Origin of the sequence: Paenibacillus sp. 453mf (assembly GCF_900116105.1) — a bacterium.
Lineage (GTDB): Bacteria > Bacillota > Bacilli > Paenibacillales > Paenibacillaceae > Paenibacillus > Paenibacillus provencensis.
On record NZ_FPAC01000001.1, the window covers coordinates 1,661,019 to 1,673,979 of the forward strand.

Genomic DNA, 12,961 nt, shown 5'->3' on the forward strand with positions numbered 1-12,961 from the left:
AATATACTTTGTCGAACTGGGAATGAGCTAGCCAATTGCCCGATTCCCTCTAATTTGCTCTCTTCTCGTGAGTTCTTTTTCTTGAACACAAGTCAATTGCGGTATCGACGATGACATTTATCCCTGCCTTTGCGATTTACTCCGACAGCGTACTATACCCGGAGTAACACAGTTATAGAAATAAAAATACGAGTGATGAGCCCATATACCACCCCTCGACATTTGAAGAGTAGTTCTATCCTCTCAACACAAAAGTCCATATTGTTGATTGAATTAGGAATAACGGACGCACTAAGATTTAATTAGAACGACAATCAACACGTTGTTCAATAATTAATCCTATATCTGTTCATAAACATTCATAGTCATAGTCCTCTTCCCTTTCAATTAACGATGACATGCGAAAGTAAGTATATGCATTAGTTATTATAAGATCATTATAAAAATACACCCCCTTAAATTCATCGATTAGACCCGAGGGTTTTTCAATGTCTATTTTAAGGGGGGGGGCTTTAAGCTCATGTTACAGATCCAAACTTTACAGCGGTAAATCCTTTTTCATAAAGACACGCATTCCGAGTATATAAAGCGCAAGTCCAACAACCGCAAGAATGATAAATTGAATGGAGTAACTACCACCGGTCGTAATCGCATTGGTGTCGAATAACGTGTTCAGAGATACATATTTCAATCCTTCTAAGCTGCTATCCACATCTCCCATCAACTTCAGGAGGAAAAATGCCATTGGTATTCCCGCGCCAAAAGCCAAAGAGTTCTTCGTGAGATTGAATAAACAGGAGAAGAAGAACGAAATCCCGCTAGTTGCAAACATTAAGAGAAACAAACCTAAGTTAAGCATAAGATATTCCGTCATGTTGATGTCAATCTCACTTTGGAACACATTGATCGATACAATACCAGAAACAGTAACAATTAAAAACATGACAATAAGCGACATAACCAAGTAAACTGCTTGAGTCCGCACAACGGTACTTCTTTTGGTAGGTGTAGACAACAAGTATGCCATGGAACCTCGATCCACTTGTGATGCGATCAGACTGTTAGCGGTCATAATGATGAATACAATCGGTATGAGAACACCCTGAATGCCATAAAAGGTTTTGGAAAGCATCCCTAGGAAAGTGGCATCTCCAAGCAGACCAGCAAGCGGTGTATCCTTTACCATACCAGACATGTCCGTTAGGGTACTTGGATTGAATACCGCAATTAGAGCAACATGAAACACGGTCATGATCAACGTGAAAACAATCCACAATTTTAAGTTCGATTTGAGTGTTTGTTTGAAGATTGGTTTGCTAAACATTTGCTCTTTCCCCCTCATATAAACCGTTGAAATAATCAGCAAGCGTATATTTTTTCTCTACTATAAATTTGATGGGGTAATCTTTTAGTGTTGTAAACAGCAAATTGATATCCCGATCGTTTATTTTAATGAGTACTTGGTTCTGACTCTCTCGTTTCTCCGTGAACTGGAATGGTTCAGATAAGAAACGTTCATAATCCTTAGGCGTAAGAAATTCGATCTTATACTCTTTGTTTTCATTATGCTTAACCTCAACCGTTGGCTTGACCGCTATTAATTGTCCTCCCTTAATTAAGGCAACCTTGTCACACGTATGCTCTACCTCCTCAAACATGTGACTCGACATAAAGATCGTCTTTCCTTTCTTCTTCTCTTCATTGAGGATATCAACGAATTGTGATCTCATAAGGGGGTCGAGTCCCGTGGTTGGCTCATCCAAAATCAATATCTCAGGGTCGGCCATTAATGCTGCGACGATCGCCGTTTTCTGTTTCATTCCTTTAGACATTCTCTTTAAGTTGGCTGTAGGATCAAGCTGTAGCTTCTTTATAATGCTTTCAGCATACGACATATCTTTTAAACCCAAAATTTCTGCTTGTCTCTTCAGAAACTCTGTTCCTGTAGGGGCATCGGGAAATGCAATTTCTCCGGGTATATAGCCGATCATCTTTTTGATCTCAGCAGATTCAGTCCAACAATCCATTCCATTAATGGTCACTGTACCGCTTTTCGGTTTTAAGAAACCCATCATATGGCGAATGGTCGTCGTTTTACCGGCTCCATTGATTCCAACAAATCCAAATACCTCGCCTCTCTCAATCGACAGGTTTAGATTAAACAATCCTCGCCCTTCTCCAAAGTCTTTAGTTAGATTATTAATCTCGATAAATGGCATTAGGATCATCCCCTCCCGTCTGTGTTGGTGTTGCGATCATAAAACTTCATGAAATAATCCTCTAGTGAAAATTTTATCTCTGTAAAAAACTTCACTTCATAGTCTGCGATGAAAGAGATAAAATGGTTAATATCCGCATCGTGGATACGGAGTGTCGTTTGACGTTTACTTGGGATCAAAGTAAGCACCTTAATCTTGGGCTCAGCTTTTACTTCCTTATCAAAACGATGAAATGAGTCCTCTGTTTTAAATTCAATTTCATAGGTTTTTATTTCACTATGGCGTAAATCATTCGCCACGAAAGAAGAAATTAATCGACCATCCTTAATAATCGATATCTTGTCGCAGGTTGCATCGATTTCCGAAAATATATGACTCGATATCAAAATGGTTTTGCCTTTTTCTTTTTGCTCTTTAATGAAATCTATAAATAAATTTTGCATAATGGGATCCAAACCACTTGTAGGTTCATCAAGCACAAGCACAGATGGATCATGCATAAACGCTGTAACGATAGCTAGCTTCCGCTTCATGCCGAGCGACATCCGCTTCAAGCTCCCACTTGGATCGAGTTCAAACTTCTTAATCAAGGATTCCGTGTGGGACATATCCGTGATACCACGTAATTCAGCCATCATATTTATGAATTGAGTCCCCGTAAGAGACTCTGGTAAAGCAATCTCACCCGGTAAATACCCCAGCTCCCTTTGAATATCTCCCGCGCGTTCCCAACTATTAAGGCCATTTACTAAGGTTTTCCCTTGTTGTGGACGGGAAAAGCCCATGATATGCCGGATGGTCGTCGTTTTCCCAGCACCATTCGGACCTAAGAATCCGTAAACTTCTCCTTTTTCGATACTAAAGGAGACATCAAATATACCTCGATTATGACCATAATCCTTGGTCAAATGCTCAATTTCAATGACGGGCACTATGTTATCCACCCTTTCTGAATATAATAATCGAAAACAAACAACGTGTTGTTTATCTCTATGTATTTTATTATAATTACAAAACAAAGAGTCAACAATAATCAATAATGTCTATTGTGCTGGATATCCAACACCATTTGAGATTGTGTACGTTTTAAAAAAAGGAGTGAATTAGTTTTGCGAGAACAGGATAAGGATTTACGAATTATTCAAACGAAGGAACTCATTCGAATAGCACTGATTTAATGGCAAAATGCCAAGAAGAAATTTTGGCTGACATGGCTAATATTGTTGAACAGAACTTTACCAATATGAACCGTAAAACAACAACGGATGGAGGAAGAAGCTATTCGCTGAACAGCAGTAGTTTCAAAGATATTTTACTGCCTTAAGGCTTCAAAAGGTATAGCACCTACATTTAATATAGCGTTTCGAGCAGAGACCCTTCTCTTGCTGTGTATTCTTGAATGATACGTAGCAATTCTTCCGGGAAAATAACACAATTTCAGTTTATTAAAGTACCTGCCCGTTAGCTTAATTAATTTGATGTAAACTCCAGTTAGATATTTATCTAATCTGTAATTGGACCCAGTTTTACAAAAATATAATTTTTAACTGACAAAAAAGGCAGCTCCCTGATGAGGGGTAGCTACCTTCGTTTAAGATTATTATGAAAAGGTAGGAGCAGGGAATTGATCAATTCTCATACGAAGTAAACTATATGGTTTTTCCCGCAGGTCTCTTCCATAATGAAATCTCGCCTGCCGATGTAATTGATTCACAATGACATATAAGTATTGATCGGGGCCAATCGAGAAAGTATCCGGCCATAAAATTCTCGGGTCATGTGCGATGGTTTCCATTGCGCCATTCGGCAATATCTTCCGGATACTGTTGTTTTCATAGTCTCCCGCATAAACGGTTCCTTTTGCGCCGGTGATCATTCCATCAGACGCACCTTTTCCCCCCCAATACTGGACATATTGGGATAAATTCATGTCCTGTATCCTTCTGTCTCTTAGGGCTTCTGTTGAGATCGAGAACAGCTGACGGCTGGTTAGCGGAGCATAAAATAAAACCTTTCCATCAGGAGAAATCGCTAAACTATCGGAAGCCAATCTAAATGGGGAAGTCGAGCCGTCCGGGTTTCGATTCATCAAAATTTCACCTTCTACTTTCGGTAAAATATAGGGATCAGGTGAAGTTGATATTGCCCCATTTAACCGTCTAAACGCGTTCCCATTTTCTAAATCTACGACGATAATAGCCCCCGGCCCTCTGGAAGAAGAATCCGTTATATATGCATAGCCTGCTCTTCCAACCCGAAAATCCAAACGGACATCATTCAGATAAGTTGTTGGTAAGACAACATCTTCTGTAAAGGTATATATTCTCCTTATTTTATTCGTGCTTAAATCAACAGCAACTAATTTTGCTCCCCCTTGAATAGGTTCAGAAAAATTTGGTGCCCCTGTATCTAGTACCCAAAGTGTTCCTCTTCCATCAGCAACGATACTTTGGACACTGACGAAAGACATTGTAATATTATCATTATTAACCAAATTGGTCTTTAAACTGGGATAAGGCTGCAATTCACCCTCAACAATTTCCGCCACAGTAAATTGAACGTCGTCTCCCCATTTCGGAAAGCAAACAAAAATACGATCGGTTTCGGAAACGCTGACACCTGTAGGCATAGCCCCATAAAAAGCATGCACCAGTTCAAACTGCCCAAAATATTTTTCCATAGGTAACATAGGTTGCATGATATCCTCCTCATCAAATCCGAACGGATATCAAATATATATGATGAAAATTTTTATTAGTGCCTAGTTCTTGATAAATTTTTCTATCGTGATGGATGCTGTGGGTTTCAACTTTCCATTATTAAAAATGTTGGTTTTATTAACGATAGAATGAAATTATTTAAGAACCTCAATTAGCGTATCCGTACCAAGCGCTTTACGCAGCTCGCGAATGACCTCGACAAAGCTGTCGCCCGGCGTTTCGCTGCTTCATTATCCAGATCAATGCCGTCCAAGCCCGGTCAGTTCGGATTTCCGTTGATCGACATGACGACCTTCTGGTCCCTGGCTTTAAGAACGGCAATGCCGTTCATGATTTCTTCCCGAGAATGCTTGCTTGTAAAGAAATCCGTTGTAATCGAATCTTCGGGATATGTTACTCCGAACGCCAAAGTGACAATGTCTACCTCTGCAGGAACTTCCTCCAGCTTTGTTGCCTTCTGCTTCGTACCCTAAGTCAATACCCCAATAACCATTCCGCGCTCATAGTCCATCGCCTCCTTGGAGTTGATAGATTTTTAGCCCTCGGAGCCAAAACAAAGTGACCGAGTCGGCATTCACAATTAATGAAGTTGTGTTCGCGCCCGGCCGTAGAATCGGAATCGCCGCCGCGAAGTAGCTGTCAACATAACCGAATCCCGCGCCGGGAAACGTGTAATTGGCAGCAAGCGGCTGATCGTTAAAGCTGATTTCAACCGGCGCTTTTCCTGCTTGATTGCCGTTTCGGGAAACGAGTCCGTTATAGTTGACAACAATCGGGAAAGCGTAGCCTTGTTGAAATTCCATTGACGCTTGAAAAGTGCCGTTTCGGTAATAGACAAAATGATCCCCTGCGAACCTCCCGTCATTGCGTTGAACCGATACGTTGTGGGTAGCCGGCGGGTTTGTCGACAGATTGCAGCTAGCGGTTTCCTGATAATATGTGAGTCTTGTAATTTGCAAGTTATACAGCCAAAAGAACGTTCGTGCATCAGGAGCGACCTGCAATCGGGCTGTATTTGTCCCATTAGCCAGCTGTGACGAAGGGATCACAAATTGAATCAGATGCGGGGCGAACCCTGCTCCTGGAACTGTGAAGTTGGATATGATCGGCTGGCCGTTCACCGTTAACGTAATGGGAGAGTACCCTTCACTTTCGCTGCTTCTGGATACAAGCCCATAGACCGAAAACAAGATGTGGCCGAATTGATTCTGAAACTCGCCCGAACCGAACTCAACGGCAACGCTGTCGTTATTTCCAATCCGGATATGATCGCCAGCAAACTCGCCGCTATTCTCGATCAGCCGCAGATTTTGGTTCACTGCCGGGGGGTTTTTCGAGAAATCCGCGACATCGTTTTCTTGAACATAACGAAAGATTTTCAAGTTTAAGTTATACAGCCACAAGTAGGTTCGAGCAGCCGGGGAAGTCTGGATTTGCAACTGGTTGGCTCCTTGAAAGAGATAGACTGGCGGAATGATGAAGAAATTGGGATAAGCGCCGTAACCACCGCCCGGAATCGTGTAGTCGGTGATAACGGTATTTCCGTTAACCGAAATAGTAATGGGCGAATACCCTTCACCTTCCGATGTTCTGGATACGAGCGCGCTTAGAGATAAGGCTGCGGTGTCCGATGTATGGGCTGCGGCGTCCCAATTGAAGGAAAGAGTTACATTTTGGCTAATGCCTAGCTTAATATGGTCGTTTTCAAAGGCGCCGTCGCTATGGACCATGCCGAACCCATGCAGCTGAGGCGGGTTAATGCTGAAGTTGGCTTCCAGACCGGATTTGCCATTGGTAAAAGGAACCGGTGCAGACCAAGGTCCCGCTTGTACTTGGAACATGCCGCGCACTTGGGCGTTATAACGTGCAGGGCGCGGAAGAAGCGTCATATCTACTTTTCCTTCGTTTCCGGATATAGCGTACTTTGGCTGTAGATCAATCGGTTGACCCGCCTCGTTCGTAACCCGGATCTGAAAATCGGTTGTTCCCGCCAAGGGGCTCCAGGATAGCAGAAGCGTAGAATCCGATTGTACAGCGATCGCCACTTGCTGCGGCGGCTGAAGGCCAATAATCGTCACCGGGCTGCTGTGTGTGCTCCAGTCGCTTGAGTAGCCTTCCACTGTAACTTTCACTTGCGCTGAATATTGATCTCCTTCCGCAAAAGGCTGACCGTTATCCAGCGTTAATTGTGCTTCTGGATTCGTCAGGCCGTCCATTTGCGCAGCCGTCTGATCCGTGTAACCGGCCGAATAGAGCCGGATGGAATATAACGCGGTCTTCCCTTGTAAAGCCGGAGGAAGCACGGAGGCTTGCCATGTTGCTTCGACTCGCTGTTGAATCGCATCATACTGCAGGGATAACCCTGAAGGCGGCTGCAGCACGATCGGATCGGGATACAGCGCAGCGAGCGCTTCAGCGATTTCAGTATCATTGAACTGGGCCGACTGCAGCGCATTCTTCATTGCTTCTTTATCCAGTTGAGGAAATACATGCGCCGATTTCAGTACCTTCGCCGTATCTAACGCATGAGGGCATTCTGGAAACACGCCGGATAAATGAAGCGCTTGGGCAACAGCCGGCGGCTGGCCATAACCGACCTCCGGCCGAATCAGCACGGAAGCGGTGGCTTCCGGCGTCAAATCGGGGAAAACGGGATATGGCTCGCCATGCTTCAAAACCAGCGTCATCTGAACGGAAGTAAGCGAAGTGTAGGATACGTGAATCGCTTGCGCAATGTCGGCGGCTTCCGTCTGCGGAAACGCCAGGCGCAGCAACCATGCTTGGTAGGAGGCGGCTTCAACCGCTGTGTCATGCTCCGTTGAGATTGTGGAAGTATCGGCTTCAATGAGAGCTGCATACTCAGCACCGCCCGACGGCCGTATTAAGTGCCTGAATGCATCCGAGGCTTCGTTCAGCGTGATTTCCGGGAACACCTTACATATGTTAGCGGCAATTTCCTCGGGTCTCTGGTCAAGATTGTTCTTGACAAACTGTACGTAAAGGTTCATTCTCTCCCACTCCTCATGATTACGATTTGTTGAATGCCGAATCGATGGCGTTCCGAATGTCATTTGAGGCTGACTGTGGGAACAATGTGGCCAGCGCTGCCGACAGTGCCTCTTTGTCCTTGTACCCTGCGTTAAAGAAAGCTTGCGCCATCAGCAAAGGCGTATTGGAGCTGTCCGTAAAATAGACTCGCAGTAGGATGCCTAACTGCACAGGCTGAGTGTCGAACTGCGAATTGCTTTCTTTAATCGCCGCGACCGCCTCTTGAGCCGTTTTGCCTTGCTGCTGAAGCTGTAGAACTACTTGTTCTACTGGTGGCGCCGGAAAGGAGCCGATTGTGAGCGTAATAAAATCCTGCATGCTGATTTTGCCTTTATAAAATACGCCTAGAGCCGCGCTCGCGCGAGCAGCGGAAATACGTGCCGCGCTCAGCGACCAAGCCACTTGGGCGGGCTGTGCTGCAGATTCGGGAAACACCTTAACCAACAGTTCGATAAACGAAAGCGCGTTGGCGTGAAGTGAAGGCTGTTGGCCTGCCAAAATCGGAGCCGCATCGGGGGCGATTAAGCCGTTGTTCTTAAGCTGCTGTGCCAAAGCTTCCACCGTCGGAAGTGAAAAAGACGGGTTGGCGGCAGCCCAATATTGAAACGGCGACACGGCGTCACGGATGTTGGCGACGATTTCTCCAATGCCTATAGTAGGGGTTACGGAGCCTTGATACCGCTGCGTTCCGTAGGTGACCAAGCCGATGATTTTGTTGCGGTGTTCGGGAGGCAGCTCGGATTCCGGCGTCAGCAGGGAAAATTGCAACGCCTCGCTCACACCGGTAAAGGTCAAGCCGGTCACAGTCTCTTCGGCCGTCCCGCCTTCCGCAGCAAGATTGTATTGTAGACGATCCGAGTACACGTTGCATTTGAGCCCGGAAAACATCAGCTCGTTGGAGGCAAACGATACCAGCGTTTGCGGAAAGCCGATGCCCATCGAGTAATAAACATTGCCTTTGTCCGTCACGGTATGCAGCAGCCCGATCACGGTTCCCTCCTCTTTGCCGGCAGCGAGAGGGTAAGCTTTAAGACCGCTGCCGTGAGGCACGACAGCGACGCTTTGCGCCCAGTATGTTGTAAGCTCGGATCCGGTTAAGCCGCTTATTTTGTCCGCCGGAAGCGTAGGGATCCGGTCCGGACTTAGCGTGCCGGACACGATTCGGTCCGCGTCCAAGCCGGGCAGCCGTTCAACTGCAAATTGCCCGGAATCAATCTGATCCGCGCTTAATTTCGGAATCCGGGCAACATCAAGCACCCCCGACTGAATCATCCCGGCATCGAGAGCATCAAGCCGCCCGTCTTGCAACGTTACTTGCTTACGAACTGAAGTGTCGATGTCTAACGTATAGGCTGCGGGAGCGGACCCGTCTACAGCGTGAACGGTTAGCCTTGCAAGAGGAATTTGACAGGGTGTCAAGCTGCTACCTTCTTCCGTCAAGCTTAACAAGGGAACGCTTTGGAGCTGATTATCCGTCAATGGGATCGGCTCTTCATTCGGTTCGATAGACAAAATCCAAGTTTTCCCCGCATAGTCTGTCGTCCCCGCGTGAATCGTAACTACATTGGACTGCACGGTAACTTCTTGACCCGCAAAAGATGCCCGGTTGGATAATGGGATCAGTTTACCTGCCGCATTCAGCGCAACACCGGTAGAAATTTGGACAGCACCGGTATTGTCGTTCACAATCGTACTCACGGCCAAATCGAATAGTATACCGGCTTCCAGTAAGGCGCCGGCGAGAAGCTCACGCTCCGATACGTGATAATCCCGTTCTCTTTCAAAATCCTCGACGCCCAAAAGCTGGTTTGAATAATACCGTTCTTTAATGATCGTCGGAACGGTCGTTATAGCCATCGTTCATCATCCTTTTTCGCTTATCGTGAGTCGTGCTAAGGGATTCGGGTGTTTTGGCCAATCCGGCTTTGCCCGATGGTCATATAATCCGGAATGGCCGCCTTGGCGTAGACCGTATCCGTTATTACTCCGTTCGTGTTGTAAGACTTTAACTGCTCGATCTGGCAGCGAAGATCGTCGGCATATTCCTTGGCTTTGTCATTATCGATGCCCGCCAATTGGTCGATGGCAACTTCAAAGCCTTTAACGGTGTCCGGATATATAAACGTAAGGTTCTTCACAACCGCATTCACAGATGCGTTCATGCCATACTTTTCATACCGGGGGATGCTATCGAAAGGCACGTCGTACCTCAACTCGTTACACACTTTTATTGTGGTCCCGTCCCAGATCGGCGAATGGGAACCGATTTCACCTTGCAGCAGCTGGAAATTATACTGGATCACGGCATTGTCGCCCAAATTGTAACCGGAGTCCCCGTCCATCTTCCATTTAGCGTGAAAGTCGCCGTTTCGTGCAATGCCTACGGTTAAGCCTTGGACCTGAACATTCGACTTGACCTGACGAATAACGGCCATCACCTTGTCGATAGCGTCCTGAATTTTTTGCCTTGCCGCATCGAGCTGTTCGTTGGCTAGCTGCTCCTTCTCTTTGTCTTTCCCCGTAAGCCAATCCCACAGATCTTCAAACAAGTCTGCCAGTCCGCTGATTAATGCCGGGATCCCAAGCAAAGCTACGGCAGCTAGTGCCGCAGCCAATTCGGCCAATTCGGCGAGCGTTTTCGTCACCAATTTCTCAGCTACATCGGCCAGCGCCTTGGCGAGATTCTCGAGCCCTTTCCCCAAGGCGCGGCAGATGAAGCGGGCGAAGGCACTGCCGCCACCCTTCAGCGCGGCATATTCGGCAATAGCCTTATATGTATCTTCCTGCTGCAGCATTTGACCGATGACAGACTCTGAGCTGGAAACCAAGGAGGTCCATAATGCGTTCGGCAAATCATGCACACTGTCAGGGATGGCGAACTTGACTGTAAACGTGATTTCATTGTTTGCAATTTGGGAACCGACGGCTTTAATCGTATAGTTAAGCTTGAGCGGAATTTCCATCAGTCCGCTGTCATTTTTTCTCGGGCTGCCGTTCAGTTCGGGCTTCAACGACGTTTCCGTCAACCCGTCGAGCCAATCCGATACGATTTTCCGGCAGTCGCTTCCACTATTGAGGACAGACAGGTAATCATTGATCCAGTCCACGGTGTTGGTAGGCAGCCCGTCCAGCTTCGAAATGCGGAATCCGCTGTTTGAGCCGCTTCCCCGAGTCCATGTAAACTCTATGCCCAGCGTAACGTCCTGCCTGCTGCTTCCATTTCCGGTAGGCAATTCGACGCTGCCCAAAGAAACACTGACGCTGCCGACAAACGCGCTTCGGGACAAATCGTAGCTGGCACTGACGGTACCTTCGATCGGGGTGTTCATAATGACGACGGAGGTGCCCAGTCTGAAATATTTGTGTCCCGCCGTTGAGCTTATCTCAAGAAAGGCATCCTTAAGCACGATAAAATCGAAATCGAACCGCTGTACGCTTCGGGTCATCAGCTTAAACGTATGCTCCGTGACACCGAGAGATACGGCAAAGTCATATTTTCCGAAAATAGTCAGAAAGGCTTCGACATAGTAACCGGGCTTAAGCTGGATAGTCTGGGACGGGTTCTCGGGGTCGGTATAGGGATAGGTGTATGTATCGGGTGCATTGGGAGGAGGTTTTAGAGCGTATAAAGCTCCTCTTTTAAAAGCGAATTGATTCGTCACTTCATCTGCCCAGTCCCATGAACCGCCAATCACTTTAGTAATGAAGTCGGTTAAAGTCAACTGCGGATCGGCGGATAACTCTACCCGGACCAATCTCGGAGAAGACGCTTCAAACACAATAAGACCGGACAAGGTAAATGCATCAAGACTTGGGAATGTAGCGGTTGCCTTGAACGTCGTATCTGCCGTCACGCTGCCGTTAAGCTTATAGATCCTTGCTCTTACATCGAACTCGTTCAAGCGTACGCCGGTCATGTCCAGCGGATCGTCCACAGACGTTGTTATGGATCCCGGATAAAGCATAGACTGCTCAAAGGGTATTGTATTGGATACGGTAAAGAAAAGATCCTCCCCCGTGCTCACTTCCATGCCGCCGTAAAGGAGGACCGGAGAACCTAAATCGAATTCCATCAAGGATAACAAATATAACGTGCCTTGCGTCGTCGTATGGTAAGCCATTATTCTATCCCCTAACAAGGCTGAAGATAAAAAGAAAGGGCGGACTCCCACCAGATACATTGTCGAAAATCGCCCTTTGCTTTGTGATTATTCAGTTGTTGTTGTGTATGTACGATTCACGGAAATGCCTCCGCCTATTACGCTGAAAAGGCCGTCAATAATCGGAATCGGCTTCGGCTCATGGGTATCCGTATCCATTGAGGTGCCGGTTACAGCCAAGTTCAGCTTTATCGGCGGGTAATTGCCGTCGGTATCCTGCTTCTCCTGATCGATGGAGAGGCTAGTTACTTTAACGTTGGTATTAAGTATGCCGTTAAAAATATCTTTGATTGACTCCGGCCATTCTGAGCCTGCCTCTGTAGGAATGGTTTCATCTATTCCTATGTTCTTGAGCTGGTCGTTCAGCCAATCGATCAGGTCGCTCAAACTGCCGAGATCCACCTCTGTGTCGGGCGGCAGTTGGAAATGCAAGCCTCTCTCTTTCACATGGTTCAGATCCTGCGCCGTAATGTTAACTTCCTTGTTGTCCTTGCCGAGCCCGATCGTGATGTTGAATCCATAGCTCATGCTTGAGGCATACGTCGTTGTCATTTTACTTGGCCCCTCTCACATTATCAATTTGTGGAACGCTGACCGAACATGACAAAGCCGCCAGAAGCATGGAATCCGATGTTGTAGATCCCATAAGGACTGACGGCTCATAGTTGTAAAATTATTCTAAAGTCTATTATGCGGAGCAGTTGGACATCCGTCAAGTGGAAGTTAAGGAAAATATTATTAAATTTTACGTAGATTTACTGTATAACACGAAAGAGTATGGTCCGCGGAAAAGATCTGTTCGTTTTTAGTAATG

Annotated in this window: 9 protein-coding genes; all 9 read right to left on the reverse strand. The window is 46.3% G+C overall.

Going from position 1 to position 12,961, the window contains the following annotated elements; all coding sequences use genetic code 11:
- Positions 1 to 538: 538 nt before the first annotated feature.
- The gene (locus BM415_RS07890) at positions 539 to 1,324 is read right to left on the reverse strand and encodes an ABC transporter permease subunit (RefSeq protein ID WP_091156567.1); all 786 of its coding nucleotides are present in this window, start codon (positions 1,322 to 1,324) and stop codon (positions 539 to 541) included.
- Positions 1,317 to 2,219: an ABC transporter ATP-binding protein gene (locus BM415_RS07895; protein WP_091156570.1), complete on the reverse strand. Its 903-nt coding sequence runs from the start codon at positions 2,217 to 2,219 to the stop codon at positions 1,317 to 1,319. Before BM415_RS07895 ends, BM415_RS07890 begins: the two co-directional genes overlap by 8 nt.
- 5 nt (positions 2,220 to 2,224) lie before the next feature.
- Entirely contained in the window at positions 2,225 to 3,151 is a 927-nt protein-coding gene (locus BM415_RS07900; protein WP_091156573.1) for an ABC transporter ATP-binding protein, read from the reverse strand.
- A gap of 668 nt (positions 3,152 to 3,819) precedes the next feature.
- Positions 3,820 to 4,917, reverse strand: a complete 1,098-nt coding sequence (locus BM415_RS07905; RefSeq protein ID WP_091156575.1) for an L-dopachrome tautomerase-related protein — start codon at positions 4,915 to 4,917, stop codon at positions 3,820 to 3,822.
- A gap of 281 nt (positions 4,918 to 5,198) precedes the next feature.
- A complete protein-coding gene (locus BM415_RS25020; RefSeq protein ID WP_170862399.1) occupies positions 5,199 to 5,348 on the reverse strand; it encodes a hypothetical protein in 150 nt (49 codons plus the stop codon).
- 91 nt (positions 5,349 to 5,439) lie between these two features.
- Positions 5,440 to 7,947, reverse strand: a complete 2,508-nt coding sequence (locus BM415_RS07910; protein WP_091156577.1) for a hypothetical protein — start codon at positions 7,945 to 7,947, stop codon at positions 5,440 to 5,442.
- A 19-nt stretch (positions 7,948 to 7,966) separates the two neighbouring features.
- On the reverse strand, positions 7,967 to 9,844 hold the full coding sequence (locus BM415_RS07915; protein WP_091156579.1) for a hypothetical protein: 1,878 nt from the start codon (positions 9,842 to 9,844) through the stop codon (positions 7,967 to 7,969).
- Positions 9,845 to 9,879: 35 nt separating this feature from the next.
- Positions 9,880 to 12,108, reverse strand: coding sequence for a hypothetical protein (locus tag BM415_RS07920; protein ID WP_091156581.1), 2,229 nt, complete (start codon positions 12,106 to 12,108; stop codon positions 9,880 to 9,882).
- A gap of 87 nt (positions 12,109 to 12,195) precedes the next feature.
- Entirely contained in the window at positions 12,196 to 12,699 is a 504-nt protein-coding gene (locus BM415_RS07925) for a hypothetical protein (protein ID WP_091156584.1), read from the reverse strand.
- Between the last annotated feature and the right edge of the window lie 262 nt (positions 12,700 to 12,961).

Bases quoted from the DNA above. Each gene is read 5' to 3' on its own strand.
- BM415_RS07890 (WP_091156567.1), bottom strand. From the start codon at position 1,324: ATGTTTAGCAAACCAATCTTCAAACAAACACTCAAATCGAACTTAAAA.
- BM415_RS07895 (WP_091156570.1), bottom strand. From the start codon at position 2,219: ATGCCATTTATCGAGATTAATAATCTAACTAAAGACTTTGGAGAAGGG.
- BM415_RS07905 (WP_091156575.1), bottom strand. From the start codon at position 4,917: ATGCAACCTATGTTACCTATGGAAAAATATTTTGGGCAGTTTGAACTG.
- BM415_RS07910 (WP_091156577.1), bottom strand. From the start codon at position 7,947: ATGAACCTTTACGTACAGTTTGTCAAGAACAATCTTGACCAGAGACCC.
- BM415_RS07915 (WP_091156579.1), bottom strand. From the start codon at position 9,844: ATGGCTATAACGACCGTTCCGACGATCATTAAAGAACGGTATTATTCA.
- BM415_RS07920 (WP_091156581.1), bottom strand. From the start codon at position 12,108: ATGGCTTACCATACGACGACGCAAGGCACGTTATATTTGTTATCCTTG.
- BM415_RS07925 (WP_091156584.1), bottom strand. From the start codon at position 12,699: ATGACAACGACGTATGCCTCAAGCATGAGCTATGGATTCAACATCACG.